This window comes from Allobosea sp. 2KB_26, from assembly GCF_052115715.1.
Classification (GTDB): domain Bacteria; phylum Pseudomonadota; class Alphaproteobacteria; order Rhizobiales; family Beijerinckiaceae; genus Allobosea.
Map to the genome: position 1 here is coordinate 84,273 of NZ_JBFRHE010000003.1, position 21,069 is coordinate 105,341.

Below are 21,069 nucleotides of genomic sequence, written 5' to 3' on the forward strand. Positions count from 1 at the left end.
TCAGAGATCCTTCCGCAGCCGCGGATCGAGGAGGTCGCGCAGGCCGTCGCCGACCATCTGCAGGGAGAGCACGGCGAGCACGATGGCGAGGCCGGGGAAATAGGTCATCCAATCCGCCTGACCGATATATTGTCGGCCGGACGCGATCATCGTGCCCCAGGTCGGGACATCGGGGCTGACACCGAGTCCGAGGAATGAAAGCCCAGCCTCGGCCAGCATGGCGCTGGCGAAGATGAAGGTGGCCTGCACCGTGATCGGCGAGACGATGTTCGGCAGGACATGCCGCGTCATGATCCGGAAGGTCGTCTTGCCGCAGGCACGGGCTGCCTCGACATAGGGCAGCTCGCGGATCACGAGGGTCGCAGCGCGGACGATGCGCGCCAGTCGCGGCGCATAGACGATCGCGAGCGCCACGATCACCGTCAGGAGCGAAGGACCGAGCGCCGCAACCAGCGCGATCGCCAGGAGGATGTCGGGGAACGCCATCATCGCGTCGATCAAGCGGGCGATCGGCGTGTCCAACCGCCTGAAAAACCCGGCCAACAGCCCGAGCGTCACGCCGATCAGGGACGACAGAACGACGACGGCGGCGCCGACCGAGAGCGACAGGCGGCCCGCATAGAGCATCCTCGAGAAGAGATCCCGGCCGAATTCGTCGGTCCCGAACCAGTAGGTCGCGGACGGTGGCTTCAGACGGTTGACGATCGAGATCCGGCCGGGCGCATAGGGCGCGATCAGCGGCGCCAGCGCCGCGAGCAGCACGAAGACGAGGAGGATCGCGAGGCCGATCGCCACTGTGCGGCGTCTCATCAGGTGTTGCAGGAAGGTCGAGCCGCGACGCTGCGCGGGCGCATCGGGTGTGAGGTCGACCATCAGTAGCGCACCCTTGGATCGACCAGCAGATAGAGCATGTCGATCGCGAAATTGATCAGGACGTACAGGCCGGCGATCACGAGCAACGCGCCCTGAATCACCGGATAGTCGCGCCGCAGCACGGCCGAGACCACGAGGTTGCCGACGCCAGGCAGGCCGAACACCGTTTCGGTCACGACCGCGCCCGAGATCAGCACGGCGGCGGTCAGCCCGAGCACGGTGAGGATCGGGATCAGCGCGTTCTTGAGCGCATGGGTGAGGATGACGGCCTGTTCGCCGAGCCCCTTGGCCCGCGCCGTACGGATATAGTCGTCGCCGAGCACGTCGAGCATCGAGGCGCGGGTGAAGCGCATGATCAGCGCCGAGGAGACGAGCCCGAGCGCGACCGCCGGCAGGATCAGGTGCCGGATCCGTTCGATCAGGCTCGTATCGGGCCCGCCATAGCCGGACACCGGCAGGATCTGCAGGCGCACGGCGAAGATCTGCATCAGGATCAGCCCGAGCCAGAAGCCGGGAATGCTCGCGCCGAGCATGGCGAGCGTCGTCGCCGCCTGGTCGATGAAGGAGCCGCGCCGATAGGCGGCGTAGATGCCGACGGGCAGCGCGATGACGCTCGCGATGGCCAGCGACAGCAATGTCAGGAAGAAAGTCGGCTCGGCCCGCTCCAGCAGCGCGGAGGTCACCGGCATGTTCAGGAAGATCGACTGGCCGAGATCGCCGCGCAGCAGCTGCCCGACATAGAGCACGTATTGCGAGAGGATCGAGCGATCGAGCCCGAGCCTGCTGCGCAGATCCGCGACGTCCTGCGCCGTCGCGTCGGGGCCGAGCATCACCGCGGCGGGATCGCCTGGTGTGACGCGCACGATCACGAAGACGATCGTGACCACGAGCAGCATGACCGCGACCATGCCGGAGATGCGTTGAAGGATGTAGCCGACCATGGCCCGACCGCCTCGTTGCTCGCCGACCGGCCGTGATCACACGGCCGGTCGGCGAAGGGGGATCACTTCTTCCGGGTGACATTCCAGAAATAGGGCCAGGGCGCCGGCACGACGCCGTCGAGCTTCGCGGATTTCGCGGACAGCGCGTTGAAGTCACCGATCTTGATGAAGGGCACCTCGTCGTAGATCGCCTTCTGCACATTCGCCCACAGCACGGCCCGCTTGGCGGGGTCGGCTTCGGAGGTGAAGGCGTCGACGGCGGCCGTGCGGGCAGGCGTGTCCCACCAGCCGGGCGAGCTGGTCGACAGCGAGCCGATCAGCGCCGGCTCCGGCAGGAAGGGGCTGTGGGTGATGTAGATCTCCCACACGGCCTTGTCGGTCCGCCGCTGGGTCAGGGTCGCCCAGTCGACGACCTGCAGGTCGATGGTGAAGCCGGCGAGCTTCAGATACTCGGCCGCGACCTGCGCCATCTTGTAGTGGAACTCGTACTGGCGGCTGGTCAGGATGCGGATCGGCTCGCCCTTGTACCCGGCCGCCTTGGCGGCGGCCTTCGCCTTCTCGGCATCGCCGATATTGTAGTTTCCGGCGACGCCGGCATCGGTGTGCCAGACATAGCCCGGCGGATAGATGTTGCCGTCGAGCGCGTAGAACTCCTTGCTGCCGAACGCTGCAGCCAGCATGTCCTCCATGTTCAGCGCCGTGCGGATCGCCTTGCGGACCGCCAGGTTCTTCGCCGCACCCTCGGCGGTGTTGAAGATGAAGACGGGATAGCCGAAGGGCTTCAGCAGGACGGGCTGCGAGGCCGCCCCCTTCAACCGGTCGATGGATTCCACGGGAATTGAATCGACATAGGAGTATTGGCCGGAAACGGCCGACTCGACGCGGGTGTTCGGATCCGGGACCGGCACGAAGCGGACCTCGTCCAGCAGGGCGCGCCGCGCGCCGCCATAGCCGTCGCCCTGGCCGTCGCGCGGCTTGTAGCCGGCGAAGCGGACGAGCTGGATGTACTGATCGGCCTTGCGCTCCTTCAGCATGTAGGGGCCCGTTCCGATGAATTCCTTCATCGGGTCGGTCTGCTTATTCGCCGGGATGATGATCGCGGCTGAGTTGTTGAAGGCGAGCAGCGAGGTCAGCGGTGCATAAGGCTGCTTCAGCGTGATCACGAGCGAGGCCGGGCCTGCGGCCTCGACGCTCTCGACGAAGCCCGCCGCCTGCTTTCCGCGCGAGGCGAGCTTCATCCAGCGCTGCAGGGAGGCGACGGCATCCTCGGCGGTCAGCTCGGAGCCGTCATGGAATGTGACGCCCGGCCGCAACGCGATGGTGTAGCGTTTGCCGTCGTCGCTGATCGCGGGCAGCCCATCCGCGAGCAGCGGCGTCACCTTCCAGCTCTTGTCGAATGTGTAGAGGGTCTCGAAGACATGCTGGGTGATCGTGCCGACCAGATCGGCGGTCGAGACCATCGGGTCCATGGTCGGCGGCTCGCCGACGGTCGCCACCGTGGCGATGCCCCCCGTCTCTTGTGCGAGGGCGAGCGACGGTCCGGTGAGCAGGCTGCAGGCGAGGAGGCATCCGAGCAGGCGTTTCATGGTCCCTCACATTCTTTTATTATGGAATGCTATGCCTTATAAGAGAATATCGACCTGCGATGAATGTCAACGCACGCCGCGCGTCGCCGACCGCCGCACGGTCACGGCTAACGCTTCAGGGGCGAGACCTGTGCGGGCTATGTCGCAAGCCCTGCCCCGTTCGCAGGTGTTAGCACCGTCACGGCTGGGTGGCTTGCAGACCTCGCCCATGCGCTGCATCAATCGCGGTTCGGTCAGGGACAAATGTCGGGAGATTGTCTCAAGCCGAACGGGCGGATGCTGTGGTTGATCGCCGCCCATCCTGGAACGACCAACGGTCAGCGTCTTCCTAGGTTTGGCAGGATCAGCCATCGCGCCGCGCAGGGCCCCCGAGGCGTGTGGAATGATGGCTGCTCAGAACGGCATCCGCCGCATCGAGCCCCGCCTGATAGGCCCCGTGCGCAGTCGAGAAATCCTGCGTCGAGCAGGCCTCGCCCGCGAAAAAGATGCGCTCGTCCCATGGCCTTGCCAGGGTGGCGCGCGCCGCGGCGCATCCTGGAAGCGCGTGGCTGTAGGAGCCCCTGATGAACTCTGATTTCGCCCAGCGCGTCTGGGCGACGGGCCTCAGCCGGCGGCGGATGCCGGCGCCGAACAGGCCGGCGAGTTCGTCTTGGGCGAAGGCGACCATGTCCTCGCCGGATTCGAGCTCGCGCGCCGCGGCGCCGCAGATAAAGCCCTCGATCAAGGGCCGGCCGAACGGCCGCAAATGGTAGCTTCCGGTCTTCGCCGAATGCGGGTTGCCCAGCACCTGCGTGTCCGGTTCAAGCTCGTCGGGACGGTCGATCGCAAAGACGACCTTGTCGGCAAGGCCGAGCGGCAGGCGGGACGCAGCCTCCAGCCGGTCAACGAGCGCAGCCGGCAGGCGGATCGCTCCGGAAGCCAGGACATCGGTCGAGACCGTGATGATCGCAGCCCCTGCCCTGATCGTGCCCGAGCCCGTGACGATGGCGAGTCGGGATTGGTCAGCCTCGATTGCCGAGACGGGCATGCCGAGCGAGATCGGGAGCCCGGATGCCGCCCTGGCGATGAGCGCGCCATAGCCCTCGATCAGGCGCCAGTTCACGCCCGTATCCGCATCGGCGAAGGCGAGATAGTCGCGGATCGAGAGGCTCTTGAGGTCCGTTCCGTTGATATAGCTGCTGACCGCCTCGAGATAGGGATTCCAGGTGCCACCCTGCTCCAACAGGTCGGCGGCCCGGTCCGTGCCAGCCGGGGCCTGGCGCAGGCGCTGCTCGAAGCTGGCGAAGGCGGCGCGGGCGGCCATCTGATCGGAGGCGGGGAAGCCCAGGTTCCTGAACTGGCGCCCCCAGGGCGGCAGCGTCCTGTCGATGGTGAAGCCGAGATCCGGCGCCAGCGCGGTCCAGGGATTGCGCTCGGCGGAGTGCAGCCAGCCGCAGCCGAGATCGATCGGCAAACCCTGGTGACGGATGGTCCAGGCGCGGCCACCGACCCTGTCGCCGGCCTCGATGACGGCGAGCGACAGGCCGACTTCCGTAAGACGCCGCGCTGCCGCGATGCCGGCCGCGCCGGCGCCGACCACAACGACATCGACATCTGCGCTCATTCGACCGTCCTTGCTGCTGCGCCCAGTTCCAGCCAGTCGAGCTCTTCCTCGAGCCGATGGAAGGCATCGTCGCCAATCGTCCCGTCGCGCCGCAGCGCGAGCGCCTTGTCGCGCGCCGCGGCGAGCGCATCGCGCCGGAGCTGGTTCTGCGTCGTATCGAACTCGTCGCTGTCGCGCGTCTGCGCGAGCATGTCGTCATATTCGCGGCGCACCGCCAGAGCGGCCTCGGACGGCGCATCGCCGATCGTTGCAATGGCCGCCTTGAGGGCGAGCTTGCGCGCCATGCGGAACTCGCGCTCGACCGGGCGGTCGTCCCGCGGAGACAGCCGGCGCAGCAGCAGCGGCAGCGTCAGTCCCTGGATCAGCAAGGTCCCGACCACGACCGTGAAGGCGCAGAGCAGGATCAGGTCGCGGTGCGGAAAACCGGCCGGCAGGGCATAGGCGGCTGCGAGCGTGACGATGCCGCGCATGCCGCACCAGGCGATGATCAGGCCGTCGGAGCCGGCCGTTGACGCCGGGCGCGTCCCGTCCTTCGCGCCGTCGGTCTTCACGCTTTGGGTCTTGGCGCCTTGGGTCTTGGCGCCTTGGGTCTTGGCGCTTTCAGTCTTGGCGCCCGCCGTGGCCCAGCGCGTCACTTTCGCGATCGCCTGATAGGTCATGACCCAGCTCAGCCGCACGATGATGACGGTTGCCAGGATGGCCAGCGCAATGACGGGAAATGCGCCGATCTCGTGAGAGCTGAGATTGGCGAGGATCGGCCGCAATTGCAGGCCGATCAGCACGAAAGCCAGGGTCTGCAGAACGAAGACGGTCGTCTCCCAGACCGCATAGGACGGGATGCGAAGGCGCGCGCTGGTGCGGGCGGGTGCGGTGCGTGCAATCACCATGGCATAGACGACGATGGTGATGATGCCCGACAGATGCAGCCTCTCCGCCAGGATCCAGACCCCGAATGTCGTGATGAACTGCAGGATGATGGAGCTTGACGGATCCTTGAACACGCTGAGGAACCGGACCAGGGTCCAGCCGAGGATTGCGCCGAGCCCGATGCTGCCGATGACGACGAGGCCGAAGGTCGGCAGCGCCGATGCCGGCGAGAAGCCGCCGGCGACGACCGCGCCGACGGCCACGCGATAGATCAGCAGCGCGGTCGCGTCGTTCAGCAGGCTCTCGCCTTCCAGGATGACGAGGAGCCGGTGCGGCGGGCGCAGGCGGCGCAGAACGGCAGTCGCCGCGACAGCATCTGGCGGCGCGACGATCGCGCCGAGCGCGACGGCCGCCGCCCAGGGCAGGTCCGGCACCAGCCACCGGGCGACCGCGGCGACCGCGACCGTCGTCACCCCGACCGCGACGACGACGAGGCTGCCGACGGAGAGCCAGTTCCGACGCAGATCGCGCGGCGAGGTATCGAAGGCGGCGTCGAGCAGGATCGGCGCGACGAACAGGGCGAGCACCAGTTCGGGATCGAGCGCGAATTCCGGCGCGTTCGGAACCAGCGCCAGCGCCGTCCCGGCGACCGCGAGCACGACCGGATAAGGCACGCCGATACGCCGCGCGCCCGCCGAGAGCATGACCGCCCCCAGCATGATGGCCAGGATCGACTCGAAGAAGATCATCGCCGGATTTTGCGCGGGGCCGCCGGCATTGTCGATTGGCGGGCAGATCAGATTGGAGGCAAGACCGATCGTAGGAGGCGGCCCGCAGGATGAGCGCGGCTGTGGCCGTCACGCGCATATCCTCGCACCCCTGCCCTGTCGGTGCGTACAGCCTGCGCCCTGGCGGATGACCGGAGCGTCATGACGGGTCGCGCGCTGGAGCATCGGACAGAAAAGTGGAATCCGGTTTTCGGAAGAATCCGATGCTCGAACAAAGAGCTAGATCGCCGTGCGTCCGAACGGACGCACGGCGATCTAGGCTGGCAGTATGCATCCGGGCTCTCCTGGGATACGCCTTTGGACCTGAGAGCATGGCGTTCCCCCATCTGGCTTCGGGAGGTTGCAGCGTGGCACTTTTGACCCGACGGCGCTTTGTCGCCTCTCTTCCGGCTCTGGCCTCTTGCCTGGCATCCCCGCTGCGCGCGCAGGTCGGCACCCCGACAGGCACCGGCACGACGCTGTTCCAGGACGTCCGCATCTTCGACGGGACCGGCAGCGGGCTCTCGGCACCGTCGCATGTGATCGTCCGCGGCAATCTGATCGAGCGCATCTCGGCGGCGCCGCTCCCTGCGGAGCCCGGCACCATGGTCATCGCGGGCGGCGGGCGAACGCTGATGCCTGGGCTGACCGACATGCACTGGCACGCGATGCTGGTGCGCTCGACGCCGTCGCAATCGCTCTTCGGCAATCTCGGCTTCAATTATCTGACGGCCGGCGCCGAGGCGTCTGAGACCCTGATGCGCGGCTTCACCACGGTCCGCGACATGGGCGGCCCGTCATTCGGCCTCAAGCAGGCCATCGATGGCGGCGTGCTGCCCGGACCACGCATCTATCCCTCCGGTGCGGTCATCACGGTGACCAGCGGGCACGGGGATTTCCGCCAGTTGACCGACCTGCCGCGGGCGTCGGGCTCGTTGTCGCGGATGGAGCAGGTCGGCGGCAGCATGGTCGCCGACAGCCCGGACGAGGTGCGCATGCGCGTGCGCGAGCAGCTGATGCAGGGCGCCTCCCAGATCAAGCTGACGGCAGGCGGCGGCGTGGCCTCGCCGTTCAGCCCGCTCGATGTCTCGACCTTTACCGCAGACGAGCTGCGCGCGGCCGTGGAGGCCGCCGAGAACTGGGGGACCTATGTCACTGTGCACGCCTACACGCCGGCGGCGATCACGCGCGCGATCTCCGTCGGGGTGAAATGCATCGAGCACGGTCACCTGATGGACGAGGCGTCGGCGCGGCTGATCGCGGAAAAGGACATCTGGCTGAGCACGCAGGCCTTCCCGGACGAGATGGCGGAGGCCTTTCCGCCGGGCTCTGGCGAGCGGGCCAAGGCCTATACGGTGTTTGCCGGCACGGAGAAGACCTTCGAGCTGGCGAAAAAATACAAGCTCAAGCTCGCCTTCGGGACCGATATCCTGTTTTCGCCGCAGCTCGCGAAGCGGCATGGCGAACTTCTCGCCAAGTGGACGCGCTGGTTCACCCCCGCCGAGACCCTGGCCATGGCGACCGGCACGAATGCGCGGCTGCTGGAACTGTCCGGCCTGCGCAACCCCTATCCGGGGAAACTCGGCGTGGTTGCGCCAAACGCCCTGGCCGATCTGCTGCTTGTCGACGGCAATCCGCTCGAGAACATCAATCTCGTCGCTGATCCGCACCGGTCCTTCGTCGTGATCATGAAGGATGGCAAAATCTACAAGAATGCGCTGCCGGGCTGACGGCCTCCCGCGACCCTGATGCCGCGATGGCCTTTCCTGCTGCCTTGCTGGCGGAACCCCGATGGGGCCGGCGCATTCCAAGGTCGTGGGGGACTTTTGACGAACCCTGAACCGCCTCCGTATGCCTGGAAAACCAGACCGGAATTGGCTGCGAACAGCGAAAGGACAGGCCATGGCCATCGCCAAGAACACGATCTGCCTCTGGTACGACAAGGACGCGGAAGCGGCCGCCCGCTTCTACGCCGAGACCTTTCCGGACAGCGCGGTGGGGGGCATCCACCGCGCGCCGACCGATTTCCCCTCCGGCAAGGCGGGCGACGTGCTGACAGTCGACTTCACCGTCGCCGGCATCCCCTGCCTCGGCCTGAATGGCGGGCCCGCCTTCAAGCATAACGAAGCCTTCTCGTTCCAGATCGCCACCGACGACCAGCAGGAGACCGACCGCTACTGGAACGCGATCGTCGGCAATGGCGGGCAGGAAAGCGCCTGCGGCTGGTGTCGGGATAAATGGGGCATCTCCTGGCAGATCACGCCGCGCGTGCTGACCGAGGCCATGGCTGCCGGCGGCGAGGAAGCGAAGCGCGCCTTTACCGCGATGATGGAGATGCGGAAGATCGATGTCGCCGCGATCGAGGCGGCACGGCACGGCTGAGGCTCGCAAGGGGGCTGCGCGCCCAATATGCCACGCCGGCCATCGCAATGCCTGATCGTGTCCGGCGCAGATCCAGAGACGCTGCGTCGCGCTCGCGCGGCGGGCGTAGCTTGGGGATGCCGGATCCCGCGGCGGCGCGATCCCGCTTGAAGGCCAGCCCACGCGGCATTATCTTACGATCGTCTTACCCACGGCATTGGACACCATGGCAAGCGCGCCGAAACTGACCACGACGGTCTCCACGAAGGGCCAGGTCATTCTGCCCAGCTCTATTCGCCAGCGGCGCGAATGGGGGCCCGGAACGCGCCTCATCGTCGAAGAGACACCCGATGGCGTGCTGCTGAAGCCGGCTCCTGCCTTTGCGGAGACCCAGCCTCAGGACGTCTTTGGCGTTCTCCCGCCTGTCGGCAGGGCGAAGACGCTGGAAGAGATGGCGGCGAGTGTTCTGGCTGAGGCAAAGCGCCGGCATGCTCGCGATTGATACCAATCTGATCGTTCGCTACCTGACGGGCGACCATCCCCAGCAATCAGAGCGCGCGCGCATTCTGATCGATGGACAGCCGGTCTTCGTCGCGCAAACCGTGATGCTCGAAGTCGAATGGGTGTTGCGCAGCGCCTATGAGTACGGTGCGGCCGATATCACCCGGGCCTTGAGGGCCTTTGCCGGCCTCCCCACAGTGACGGTCGAAGACGGCGCGGTGGTCGCTGCTGCCCTGGATCTGACTGAGCGCGGCATGGACTTCGCCGATGCCCTGCATCTCTGCAAGTCGGCCCATTGCGAGGGTTTCGCGACCTTCGATCGCAAGTTCATCACAGTGGCGAAGGCGGCGGGCTATCGGCAGGTGCGAGAAGCCTGACAGGCAGGTCAGCGCGCCCACAAACGAAAACGGCCCCGCATCACTGCGGAGCCGTCTTCCGTCGGGAGCTCACGCGGGGAGCTCGACCTTGGATGCCGCAGGTCTGACCAAGCAGGCCAGGAGCGAGCGGCCCGACTGCCTTACGACCTTCTGCTGCGCCCGGCCAGCGCCATAGCCGGCCACGATGCCGCAGTTGACGCCGCTGAGCTTCTCGTTTCCCCGCCACGGCTCGGCCTGACAGTCAGCGGTTCGGCACGGCCGTAGGGACGACGCCCCTGCCCAGCGCTCCCGTGCCGCTTGACGCCATCCTCATCATGCAACATATGAAGTTACATGAATCGCGACAGTCGATTGTCCGGGGTGCTGCACGTGCTGCTGCACATGGCGGACCAGAACAGCCCGGTGACCTCGGAGGCGCTGGCGCGGATGATGCGGACCAATCCCGTGGTGATCCGCCGGATCATGTCGGGCTTGCGCGACCAGGGCTATGTCCGCTCCGAGAAGGGCCATGGCGGCGGTTGGACCATCGCCCGCGACCTCGGCGAGATCACCTTGCGCGACATCTATGACGGCATCGGCTCGCCCGCCCTCTTCGCCATCGGCAACCGCAGCGAGGCGCCGGCCTGCGCCGTCGAGCAGGCGGTCAATGCGGCGCTCGATGGCAGCATGCGCGAGGCGGAGACCCTGTTGCTGGCCTCGTTCGAGACCGTGACGCTCGCAGCCTTGAGCGCGGATTTCCGTGAACGCCTGGCGCAGCGCGCGCCGCTCCAGCCCGGAGAATCCAGCTGTGTCGACTGAACGCGCGGCTCGCGAAGAGCCCTTCCTGAAGAACTTTTCCGATCCCGAAGCGGTCTCGCGCTATGCCGAGGGGCCGCGACGCTTCGTGCCCGGTCTCGACGCCCTGCACCGGATGACCGGCCTGCTGCTTGCAGAAAGCGCCCCCGACGACGCAAAAGTGCTGGTGCTTGGGGCCGGCGGTGGCAGCGAGATCCGCGCGCTTGCAGAGGCGCATCCGGGCTGGAGCTTCGTCGGCGTCGATCCGGCAGCCGAGATGCTGCGCCTCGCCGAACGCACGCTCGGGCCGCTGATGGACAGGGTCACGCTGGTCGAGGGCTATATCGACGATGCGCCGGCCGGGCCCTTCGACGCGGCGACCTGCCTGCTGACGCTGCATTTCCTCGCCGCGCCCGAGCGCGAGCGGACGGTGCGCGCGATCCACGCCCGGCTGCCCCCCGGCGCGCCCTTCGTCGCCGCACATGCGAGCTTTCCCCAGGGCGCCGAGGAGCGCGAGACCTGGCTCGATCGCTATGCGGCCTACCCGATCGCGTCGGGCGCTGCCCCCGAGCAGGTCCAGCGCGCCCGCGCGGCCGTCGCGGCCAGCCTGCAAAGCTTCAGCCCCGAGCAGGACGAGGCGATCCTGCGGGCCGGCGGTTTTGCCAATGTCAGCCTGTTCTACGCGGCCTTCACCTGGCGCGGCTGGATCGCAAACGCCTGAGGGGCGGGCAGCCGCCCGTTTCCTGCCGGCCGCATCTCAGGCAGCACAGCCGCTTCGTGCCTGCCGGCTGCGGCCGCGAATTCACGCGAGCGCAGCATAGTCCCCACAGGCTCTTGCAATGAATGGCAAAAACCTGCCGCTCATCCCCCAGGCGGGTGATGAATTTCGGCGGCCCTTGCCGAGACTGCTGCGACCAAAGTCAAACCGTTTCGCTGGATTTCGAATGCCCGAGTACATTTCGCGCGAGGTGCGGTTCTCCTCGATCGCTGACCACTTCGATGCCGATCAACGCGATCTCGTTTCTCGCTGGAAAGCCGTAGGCCAGTGGTTTGTGGAGCGCGGAGGCGTCGGCCTAGACCCCTATCAGAAGGTGGTGACAGGGCCCGTCGGTCCGAATGTGGAAGGCCTTCTCCGCGACGGAACGCCGATCGCCGGGGTCAATTTCGCAAGCCAGGACTATCTGTCCCTCGCATGTCATCCGGCGATCGTCCACGCTGCAAACCAAGCGATCGAGCGGTTTGGAGTTCATAGCGCCGGATCCGCGGCCCTCATGGGGAACACGTCGCTCTCGGTTGGACTGGAAGCGCGTGTCGCCAGCCACCTTGGCTATAAGTTCTGTACCCTCTTTCCGATCGGATGGGCCGCGGGCTACGGCGTGATCAAGACGCTCGTTCGCGAGACCGATCATGTCGTCATCGATATCCTCGCCCATGCCTGCCTGCAGGAGGGAGCGAGGGCGGCAACGGCGAATGTCAGCCGTTTCGCTCATCTATCGACCGCAGCCGTCGAGAAACGCCTGAAGCGGATTCGCGAAAACGATCCGAGGGCCGGCATTCTGGTTGTCACCGAGACCTTGTTCTCGATGGACAGCGATACTCCCGACATCGCCGCGCTCCAGGCTCTTTGCCGGGATTATGGAGCGACATTGCTCGTCGATTGCGCGCATGATCTCGGCGCCCTCGGCGAGCGCGGGCGCGGTATCCTCCAGGCCCAGGACATGGTGGGCAAGGTGGACATCCTGATGGGGTCGTTCTCCAAGACATTCGCGTCACCAGGCGGGTTTGTCGCCTGCAACGAGGAAAGCCTGAAGTTCGCGGTGCGGTCGAGTTGCGGGCCTTCGACCTTCACCAATGCGATGACACCGATCCAGGCGGCCGTCATCGACGCCGCGCTCTCGATCATCGACAGCCCCGAAGGCGACGAGCGGCGGGCTCGCCTCATGTCCAATGCCGTTCTGCTCCGTGACAGGCTCGCCGCCGAGGACTTCCTGGTCCTGGGTCAGCCGAGCGCGCTCGTGCCCGTCATCCTCGGGAATGCCTCGGTCTCACGGCTCATGACGAGATACGCGGCTGAGGACGGCGGAATCGTCAATCTGGTGGAGTATCCGGCGGTCGCGCGCAATGCCTGTCGCTGGCGCATGCAGGTGATGGCCGATCACGCAGCGAGCCATATCGATTCCATGGTCGAGATTGCCGTTTCGGCAAGGAAGCGAGCCCTTGCCCACGAGGAGGCCCTTGCCGCTTTCGACGATGCCCGGGCTTACGGGCTGGCTGAACCTGCCTTGAGCTGAATGCAGGGGCCAAGCGCGCACGCCGCCAGCTTTCGCGAAGGCCTCCGTCAAAGCGAAACCAGGGACCGCGCAGCCATCATGCTTGCCAGCAGGCCGAGAACGGCTGCGCTGGCGCGATAGCCGAGCCTGGCCTTGGCGGGGTCCTGCAGGCTGCGCTGCAACGTGCTGCCGAGCAGCACCCAGCCGAAGCCGATCGCGACGATCTCCGCCGAGAGCACGGCGAGCCACGGCAGCAGCGCCGAAAACCCTGCCGGGGCGGCGGGCAGAAGGGTGAAGGCGAAGATCAGCCCCTTTGGATTGAGCAGCGTCGTCAGGAACACGAGGGCGAAGGTGATCGAACGGCCCTGTGCGAGGGGCAGGCTGCTGCGGCGCCAGAGTGCCATTGCCAGGTAGACCAGATAGAGCGCCACGACAGCCTGAAGAACTGTCGCGACGATCGGCCGGGAGGCAATGAACGGTCCGAGCCCCAGGCGCAGGACGGCGATCGCCAGGAGATAGCCGAGGAGCTCGGCTGCGAGCAAGGAAGCGGAGCGACGCCAGCCGACCTCCGCGCCCGAGGTCGCGAGAAGCGTATTGGTCGGTCCCGGCGTCCCCAGAAGCGAGGCACAGACCGCAATGAAGGCCAGCAAGCTCATGCCGAACTGATGCCGCAGGCAGGCCCTGCCCGCCTTGATCTCGATCAGATTCCCACGTCCGCCCAGGCCGCCGCACAAGTGCGGCAGACTCGTCAGAGCAAGCGCCTTCGTGGCAGGGTTCGCCGTCCGAAGCAGCCGATCACGGAGCCGGCGTGAACCTCCGCCAACTCACCTATTTCGTCCGCGTGGTTGAGGCCGCCAATATGACGCGCGCGGCCGATGAGCTGCGGATCGCGCAACCGGCGCTCGGCATGCAGATCAAGCAGCTCGAGGAAGGCCTTGGCGTCACGCTGCTGACGCGCCATTCGCGCGGCGTCTCCCCAACGGCCGCCGGCGAGAAGCTGTTCCGGCGCGCCGTCGAGATTCTCGACCTCGTCGCGCTGACGCGCCGCGAACTGCGCGAGGACGCGCGCGAGGCCGTGCGCTTCGGCCTGACCCCGAGCCTGATGCAGATCATCGGGCCGGAGCTGCTGCTGCGGATCTCGGAGCGCGCGCCTCACCTTGCCGTCAGCCTGACCGAAGAGATGAGCCATCTCCTGGTCGACAGCCTGCATCGGGCCGAGCTCGACCTGATCCTGGCCTACGAGGTTCCGGACGCACCCGGCTGCTGGAGGCGCGCCCTCTACCAGGAAGACCTCGTCCTTGTCACCGCGACGGGAGACCGGGACACGGCCCCCATCAGCTTCACCGAGGCTCTCGCCCACCCCCTCATCCTGCCGGAGCCGCGCGATGGCGTGCGTTCCCTCGTCGAGAAGACCGCCACCGAACATGGGCTCGTCCTCAGGCTCGAACACGAGGTTCGGTCGATTTCCGGCATCAAGACGCTGGTCGCCCGCGGGTCCGCGGCCGGCATCCTTCCCTATGGCACCGTACTCGCCGAGGTCGCGGCCGGAACCTTGTCGGCCCGCCCGATCGTCGCCCCGGTTCTCAGACGCACGCTTTACCTCGCCGGCTCCCGGAAGGCCGGGCAGCTTGCCGCGCTCCCGATCATCCGCGACGCCGTTGCTGCGGCGATGACGACGCTGTCGGCCGCGATGATCGGGTTGGGGCACCCGCTACCGGCCGTCGAGCCACAGTGAAACGCTTAGCGCTGACCTAAGCGCTTCGCATTGGATTTCGGCTGGCAGAATGTGTGACTCTGCCTCGGCCGCGCAGATCAGCGCATCTCAATCGAGGGCGTCCCATGCTGTCGAACGCGCCTGCCGGGACCGGCGAGGTTCCGCTCCAACAGCGTTCCCCGGAGCGCGATGCGATGGTCGCCGAGATCGTTCTCGCGAGCCGCATTCTCGCCCGGGAAGGCATCGTCGACAGTTTTGGGCATGTCTCGGCGCGCCACCCCGATCGCAGGGATCATTACCTGATGCCGAGAACGCGCGCGGCCGAGCTGGTCACGCCCGAGGATGTGCTGGTCTTCGACCGCGAGGATGTCCTCGTCTCGGCGACGCAGGCCCGCATCTTCGCCGAGCGCAGCATCCATGGCGCGATCTACCGCGCACGTCCGGATGTGCAGGCCATCTGTCACCACCATGCGCCGGCGATGATGCCGTTCTGCACGAGCGACGCCGCGCTCGTTCCCGTCTTCCATCTCGGGGCGACCATGGGCGCAACCGTGCCGCTCTGGGACAGCCAGGATGAGTTCGGCGACACGAACCTGATCGTCTCGACGCAGGCGCAGGGAGATTCGCTTGCGCGTGCCCTCGGGGCGAACTGGACCGTGCTGATGCGCGGCCATGGCGCCACCGTCGCGGGCCGCTCGCTCCGCGAAATGACCTTTCGGGCGATCTACGGCGCCCGCAACGCCGAGGTGCAGCTGAAGGCCGCCCAGCTCGGCGCGGTTCGCCGCCTGACTGCCGCCGAAGCGGTCTCCGCCGCCGAATTCAACCTGACGCCCTTCGCCATGGACCGCGCCTGGGAGCAATGGACCCGGCATGTCGACACGCCCAGGCCTTTCTGATCATCGACCCCAACGACACCGAACAACTGGATGGGAGGTCACCATGTCCGAGCCGATGTCTCGCCGCGCCGCCCTGGCTCTCCTCGGTGTAGGCTCCTTCGCCCTGCCGGCGCTCGCCCAGAGCCAGCCCGGCTATCCCACCAAGCAGATCCTGCTGATCGTGCCCTATCCGGCCGGAGGCGCGGTCGATCTCGCCGCGCGGCTCGTCGCCGAGAAACTGCGCCTCGAATTCGGCCAGCCGGTCGTCGTCGAGAACCGGGCCGGCGCCAACGGCATGGTCGGGGCAGCCGCCGTCGCGCGGGCGGAGCCTGACGGCTACACGCTGCTGATGGCGCCGCGCGAGGTCTTTGGCATCAACCCGATCCTGATGCCGCAGCAGGCGCTCGATGGCAAACGGGACTTTGCCTATGTCGGGGTGGTCGCGACGGGCCCCTATGTGCTGGTCGTCAATCCCGGGCTCGGCGTCGGCAGCTTCGCCGAGTTCGTCGCCCTCGCCAAGCAACGCGAGCTGCCCTATGCCAGCTTCGGCAAGGGCAGCATGGCCCATCTCAACATCGAGGCGCTGGCGCGCAGGCTCGGCGTCAAGATGGTGCATGTGCCCTATCGCGGTGCGCCGCCGGCCGTCACCGCGGTGGCGACGGGCGAAGTCGCGCTGACCATCTCCACGCCGCCGGCCGCGCTCTCCCTGATGCAGGACGGCAAGCTGAAGGCGCTCGCCGTCGGCAACGCGCGCCGGCTGCGCGACATGAGCGAGGTGCCGACGATGACGGAACTCGGCCTCTCCGATGATCCCCTGATCCCGAATTTCTTCGGCCTCGTAGCCCCCGCCGCGACTCCAGCGTCGATCGTTGAGCGCCTGAATGCGGCGGCCGCGCGCGCGATCATGGCTCCCGAAATCGCGACAAGGCTCGCCGCCAGCGGGCTCGACCCCGCTCCCGGTTCGCCCGAGGACATGGCGCGCCTGGTCAACGGGGACATCGAACGTTTCGGCCGGCTGATCCGCGAACTGGACATCAAGGTCACGGAATAGACGTTTCATCGGCGGGACGGCAGGCGTCGGCTTCCCGACATGCGCTTCTCAAGCGCGAGGCACATGACTAGCGATCCGCCGGTTACTACGCGCCGGGCAATGGCGCGTCGGGCAAGGGCGCGTCGGCATGGACCAGGCCGGCCTCCCGCAGCTCCCGCCAGAACGCCGCAGGCACCACCTCCTGCAGCGCAGCCCGGTCTTCGGCGATGCGGCTCGGCTGGCTGGCACCGGGGATCACCGCCGCGACCGCGGGATTGGCCAGCGAAAACTGCAGACCGGCCGCCTTCATGCTGACGCCGTGGCGGTCGGCGATGGCCTTGATGTGCGCGACCTTGGCGCGGATCTCCGCCGTCATCGGTGCGTATTCGAAGTTCGGGCCGCCGACCAGGGCACCGGAGCTGTAGGGGCCGCCGACGACAATGCCGAGCCCGCGCTCGGTGACCAGCGGCATCACGCGCTGGAGGGCGCGCGCATGGTCGAGCAGCGTGTAGCGTCCCGCCAGCAGGAAGCCGTCTGGGCGCGGACCGTCGAGCCCGAGCAGCAGCTCGATCGGCTCCACCCGGTTGACACCAAGGCCCCAGCCCTTGATCACGCCTTCGTCGCGCAGCCGGTCGAGGGCCATGAAGGCGCCCTTGCGCGCCGACTCGAACACGCCGAGCCATTCGTCGCCGTAGAAATCCTGGGCGACATCATGGACCCAGGCGATCTCGATGCGATCGGTCTTCAGTCGCTTCAGGCTGTCCTCGATGGACCGCAATGTGGCGGCCTCGGAATAGTCGTTCACGATCCTGTTGGGGCGGCCGTGCTTGAAGACCTCGCCCTTCTCGCCGAGATCTCGCGCACTGACATCCTCGATCTCGTCGAGGATGACGCGGCCGACCTTGGTGCTGATGACGTATTCGTCGCGCGGTCGGCCATTGAGCGCCTCGCCCATGCGGATTTCGGCGAGGCCGGCCCCGTAAAAGGGAGCGTTATCGAAATAGCGGATGCCGTCCTTCCAGGCAGCCTCGACCGTTGCGAGCGCCTCCTGCTCGGGAATGTCGCGGAACATGTTTCCAAGCGGGGCGGCGCCGAAGCCGAGCTTGCCCGGAAGAATACCCTTGAGTGACATGGTCTGATCCTTTCGTTGGAATGCCCGGTCGCTTCACTCAGGCAACCCGCAGGGCATCGAGCAAGAGCGGGCAGCGGTCCGCGAGGTCGGCGACCCTCGCATGGTACAGGATTTCGATCCGGCACAGGCGTAGCGGCTCGTGCCCATCGCACCGAACAGCTAGATCATCGGACAAGAAATCGTATCCGGGCCGATGATCTAACCCTTTGTGTTTGCATCGGCCTTTCCGAAAACCGCAATCTGCTTTCCGGGCCGATGCTTTAGGTGCTGGTGCCGGTGATCGTGGCGCGGCTGGGCGAGGTTGCACCCGGCATCAGGCTGCGCCTCATGCTCTACGGCACCCACCTGAGGCCGGGATGCCTCGCCTGCGCCGATACCTGGAGAACGCCGCCATTGCCGAGGGAAACGTCCACCGGAGGTTGCCTTATTCGCCGCTCGCCAGGAAGGCGTGCTCGATCAAGGGGCGGTTTTGGGCGAGATGCGGTTCAATCAGCATATCGAGATGCCCGCCGACGATCGGAACCACGTTCAGATCGGCGAAGAGCTCGTGCCAGCCCAGATCTGACGGAACGCCGGGCCGTCGGCATCGAAACAGGGTGGCGGCGATCGGCAGCGCGGCCTTCGGCTGCCCGAGCCAGTCGTCGAAGGCGCGCATGCGCAGCACTTCCTCGAGCTCAAGGCGCAGAATGAAGCGTGGCCGGGCGAGGATCTCCCATTTCACCCTCTCGATTCCGCTGGCGAGCCGGGCCTCCGCGCCGAAACGGGCAAAGATCTTCGCGACGGCCCGCAACATCATGCGATCGATGGTCACGCGGTGCGCCCGGATGCGCTGCACCGTGCGAGCAACCGTCTCAGCGTAGCTGTGGTGCCCGGGGCCGATATTGGTGTCCAGGATTCCCAGGAAGGTGACCGAACGGCCCGCGGCAACAAGCCTGGAAGCAACCTCGAAGGCGACGCCACCGCCCAGGGAGTAACCGATGAGCTTCACATTGCCTTCCGGCTGGGCGTGGTTGATCTGGTCGACAACGGCATCGACCATCCGGGGTATCGTTCCCCGTCCGGCCAGCAGGTCCCTCAGGTTCTCGTAGCGCACGGCGACAACCCGGGCGACCTTGCCCATCTCCAGCCCGAAGGCAGCAAGGCTTGGGCCGTAGCCGATCGACCCCGGCACGATGAACAGGACAGGCCGCGTGTCGGAAGGGACAGGCGGATGTCTCGCGTCCTCGTCGCCAGACGCTGCCCTGACGATATCGGCAAAACTCATGTCGATGGTGAACAGGTCCAGATCGAGTTCCCGCTCAAGGGCTTCCTCGAGTTCCATGACGAATTGCAGCAGCTTCAGGGAGTCGCCGCCCGCCTCATCCCAGCGGCGGCCTGCCTCTCCTTTGCCCTGGAGGATCCGTTCCCAAATGGTCCCGACCATCGCCTCGACAGCATGAGGGTTTCCGACCTGCCGGGCCTCTGGCGCATCCTGGATGTCCTGCTGGCTGCCCTGGGGCGGGCGTAGCGCGCCATCCAGCTCCCGCAGTCCGATGCTGTCGATCTTACCGCCCCGAAGCCGTGGCAATTCGGCAAGACTATGCAGTCGCGTCGGATGGACGGCGGCCGGCAGCGACCGCCTGATCAGCGCGCGCAATTCTCGAATCAGGTCCGTGCCTGCCTGTTCGGCGGGAACGACAAAGGCCACCAGTTCGTTTCCGTCCGTCACGACCGCGACGGCATCGCGGATGCCGGGCGCGCGCCGCAGGACAAGCTCGAGTTCGGCCGGCTCGACCCGCCGTCCATTGATCTTGATCTGGCGCCCTTTGCGTCCAACGACCCGCAGCAAGCCGGTTTCGTCCACTGTGACGAGATCGCCCGTTGCGAAGAGCCGAAGCTGAGGATCGAGCGAGCTCCCCTGAAGCGGGAGATTTCTGCCGCGTTCCCAATAGCCAAGGGCGACGTAGCTGCTGCGGACCAGCAGTTCGCCCTCCTGCCCTGGAGCGACCGGGTCTCCGTTCTCATCCACCACGGCATAGTCGACACCGGGCAGCACGAAACCGACCGGAACCGTTGCACCCTGTTCGGGATAGTCCCTGGGCAGGAACCACTGTGTTCCCGTACTCTCGGTCGACAAATAGCTGATCTGGATAAAGCAGGTCTCCGGCACCGCCTGGCGGAGACGATCGATATCGGCCCAGAGCACCCTTTCGCCGCCGACCCGCACAACGCGGAGCGAGGCAAACGTGTCGGGCTGAGCGCCATTCATCAAGACGCGCAACAAGGCCGGCACGAGATAGGCGACCGTCACCCCCCATGTCCGGAAATGCTCGCGAACGGCGCGGATGCCGGCGCTCTCGACATCCAGAAGATACAATGTCGCGCCGCAGAGCATCGGGGTCATCATTTCACGGCATCCCGCGATGGTCGCAGGCCCGGTCAGCGGCATGAAGACATCATCGGGGCCGATATGGCCGGCGTTTACATATTGCTGAACGCGCTGGAGGAGCGCGCGCTGGCTGTTGACGACACCCTTGGGCGTTCCGGTGCTGCCCGATGTGTAGAGAACGATGGCCGGCGCATCGACGGAGATCGCGGACGACGACAGCGGGACCCTGCCAGGCGGCGCCTCCGCGAGACATTGCGCCGGGTCGATCCATCGTAGCCCCACCCAATCCGGCCAGTCCTGCGGTTCGCCAGGGCCGACCTTCACGATAGCCTTCAGGCGCGCATCCGCCGCAATGGCCGCCAGGCGCGGCACCGGGTCCCGCGGATTGAGCGGCACCGCGGGCCTGCCGGCGCGCATGGCGGCCAGCATGGCCACCGGGTACCAGAGGGCGTTGCCGAGAAGCAGTCCGACCGTCTCTCCGGGCGGGACCGCATCGGCGATGACGGCGGCGAGGATCTGAACCGCGTGCAACAACCGCAGAAAGGTCAGCGATGTCGTACCGTCACTGAGCGCGACCTTGTCTGCGTGCTTCTGGACCACCCGTTCCAGATGTTCGAACGCCGGTGCGTCCGAAAAATCGTCGCTCATCTCGACGAATGGATGGTGGGTGGGGCCATCCCTGTCGAGGGTGTACGTCGATGCCCCTGCCCAGGTCGCATGGTCGAGGACGCTGTTTCGGACGGTCATACCATCCTGCGGCCTCCCATCATCTGGAGTGGACTGCACGGCATGAGAAGGCGAACCTTCTGAACGTCGGCGCCCGATCGCTTCCAACATTGCCCCCATTATTGACCGAGTTCTGCCGCATTCTGCGTTGCCGCTGCGGCAACGGCATCGTCAGAACGAATGAACCCGGCAGGGGCCTGCTGGCGGGGGGATACTCGCCTGAAGCCCTGTTCTGGAGCGTCGCCTCCCCGGCTTTCGCATCGGCTGGCCCGCCAGGCGCCACGCCGCTGGCTGCCAGCGCTGG

At 66.7% G+C, this 21,069-nt stretch carries 18 protein-coding genes; 10 read left to right on the forward strand and 8 right to left on the reverse strand.

The window, feature by feature from the left end:
- The 5 genes from AB4099_RS11205 to AB4099_RS11225 form a co-directional block, all read right to left on the reverse strand.
- On the reverse strand, window positions 1-873 hold the full coding sequence (locus AB4099_RS11205; RefSeq protein ID WP_441478125.1) for an ABC transporter permease: 873 nt from the start codon (window positions 871-873) through the stop codon (window positions 1-3).
- On the reverse strand, window positions 873-1,814 hold the full coding sequence (locus tag AB4099_RS11210; RefSeq protein WP_441478126.1) for an ABC transporter permease: 942 nt from the start codon (window positions 1,812-1,814) through the stop codon (window positions 873-875). Before AB4099_RS11210 ends, AB4099_RS11205 begins: the two co-directional genes overlap by 1 nt.
- A gap of 62 nt (window positions 1,815-1,876) precedes the next feature.
- Complete coding sequence (locus AB4099_RS11215) at window positions 1,877-3,400, reverse strand: ABC transporter substrate-binding protein (RefSeq protein ID WP_441478127.1); 1,524 nt, start codon at window positions 3,398-3,400, stop codon at window positions 1,877-1,879.
- Between the two features lie 343 nt (window positions 3,401-3,743).
- Entirely contained in the window at window positions 3,744-5,003 is a 1,260-nt protein-coding gene (locus AB4099_RS11220; RefSeq protein WP_441478128.1) for a flavin monoamine oxidase family protein, read from the reverse strand.
- Window positions 5,000-6,619 (reverse strand): cation:proton antiporter, encoded by a 1,620-nt coding sequence (locus AB4099_RS11225; RefSeq protein ID WP_441478129.1) that lies wholly within the window; start codon window positions 6,617-6,619, stop codon window positions 5,000-5,002. The genes AB4099_RS11220 and AB4099_RS11225 overlap by 4 nt, the downstream gene beginning before the upstream one ends.
- 350 nt (window positions 6,620-6,969) lie before the next feature.
- Here AB4099_RS11225 and AB4099_RS11230 point away from each other — a divergent pair, with 350 nt between their 5' ends.
- The 7 genes from AB4099_RS11230 to AB4099_RS11260 all read left to right on the forward strand — a co-directional run bounded on the left by AB4099_RS11230 (window position 6,970) and on the right by AB4099_RS11260 (window position 12,941).
- Window positions 6,970-8,367, forward strand: coding sequence for a metal-dependent hydrolase family protein (locus AB4099_RS11230; RefSeq protein WP_441478456.1), 1,398 nt, complete (start codon window positions 6,970-6,972; stop codon window positions 8,365-8,367).
- A 178-nt stretch (window positions 8,368-8,545) separates the two neighbouring features.
- Window positions 8,546-9,019: a VOC family protein gene (locus tag AB4099_RS11235; RefSeq protein WP_441478457.1), complete on the forward strand. Its 474-nt coding sequence runs from the start codon at window positions 8,546-8,548 to the stop codon at window positions 9,017-9,019.
- A 205-nt stretch (window positions 9,020-9,224) separates the two neighbouring features.
- On the forward strand, window positions 9,225-9,500 hold the full coding sequence (locus tag AB4099_RS11240) for an AbrB/MazE/SpoVT family DNA-binding domain-containing protein (RefSeq protein WP_113517937.1): 276 nt from the start codon (window positions 9,225-9,227) through the stop codon (window positions 9,498-9,500).
- A complete protein-coding gene (locus tag AB4099_RS11245) occupies window positions 9,487-9,876 on the forward strand; it encodes a type II toxin-antitoxin system VapC family toxin (RefSeq protein ID WP_441478130.1) in 390 nt (129 codons plus the stop codon). Before AB4099_RS11240 ends, AB4099_RS11245 begins: the two co-directional genes overlap by 14 nt.
- A 333-nt stretch (window positions 9,877-10,209) precedes the next feature.
- Window positions 10,210-10,674, forward strand: coding sequence for an Rrf2 family transcriptional regulator (locus AB4099_RS11250; protein WP_441478131.1), 465 nt, complete (start codon window positions 10,210-10,212; stop codon window positions 10,672-10,674).
- A complete protein-coding gene (locus AB4099_RS11255; protein ID WP_441478132.1) occupies window positions 10,664-11,371 on the forward strand; it encodes a class I SAM-dependent methyltransferase in 708 nt (235 codons plus the stop codon). Before AB4099_RS11250 ends, AB4099_RS11255 begins: the two co-directional genes overlap by 11 nt.
- A 223-nt stretch (window positions 11,372-11,594) precedes the next feature.
- Window positions 11,595-12,941 (forward strand): aminotransferase class I/II-fold pyridoxal phosphate-dependent enzyme, encoded by a 1,347-nt coding sequence (locus tag AB4099_RS11260; protein WP_441478133.1) that lies wholly within the window; start codon window positions 11,595-11,597, stop codon window positions 12,939-12,941.
- Window positions 12,942-12,988: 47 nt separating this feature from the next.
- Here the strand turns inward: AB4099_RS11260 and AB4099_RS11265 are convergent, their stop codons facing one another.
- A complete protein-coding gene (locus AB4099_RS11265; protein ID WP_441478134.1) occupies window positions 12,989-13,576 on the reverse strand; it encodes a LysE family translocator in 588 nt (195 codons plus the stop codon).
- 152 nt (window positions 13,577-13,728) lie between these two features.
- On the opposite strand from AB4099_RS11265, the gene AB4099_RS11270 reads away from it, so the two are divergent.
- The 3 genes from AB4099_RS11270 to AB4099_RS11280 all read left to right on the forward strand — a co-directional run bounded on the left by AB4099_RS11270 (window position 13,729) and on the right by AB4099_RS11280 (window position 16,560).
- Window positions 13,729-14,655 (forward strand): LysR family transcriptional regulator, encoded by a 927-nt coding sequence (locus AB4099_RS11270; protein WP_441478135.1) that lies wholly within the window; start codon window positions 13,729-13,731, stop codon window positions 14,653-14,655.
- A 104-nt stretch (window positions 14,656-14,759) separates the two neighbouring features.
- Window positions 14,760-15,530, forward strand: coding sequence for a class II aldolase/adducin family protein (locus AB4099_RS11275; RefSeq protein WP_441478136.1), 771 nt, complete (start codon window positions 14,760-14,762; stop codon window positions 15,528-15,530).
- A gap of 43 nt (window positions 15,531-15,573) precedes the next feature.
- Entirely contained in the window at window positions 15,574-16,560 is a 987-nt protein-coding gene (locus AB4099_RS11280; protein ID WP_441478137.1) for a Bug family tripartite tricarboxylate transporter substrate binding protein, read from the forward strand.
- A gap of 85 nt (window positions 16,561-16,645) precedes the next feature.
- Here the strand turns inward: AB4099_RS11280 and AB4099_RS11285 are convergent, their stop codons facing one another.
- Window positions 16,646-17,671, reverse strand: coding sequence for an aldo/keto reductase (locus AB4099_RS11285; RefSeq protein ID WP_441478138.1), 1,026 nt, complete (start codon window positions 17,669-17,671; stop codon window positions 16,646-16,648).
- 424 nt (window positions 17,672-18,095) lie between these two features.
- Window positions 18,096-20,786, reverse strand: coding sequence for an AMP-binding protein (locus tag AB4099_RS11290; protein WP_441478139.1), 2,691 nt, complete (start codon window positions 20,784-20,786; stop codon window positions 18,096-18,098).
- Window positions 20,787-21,069 lie beyond the last annotated feature (283 nt).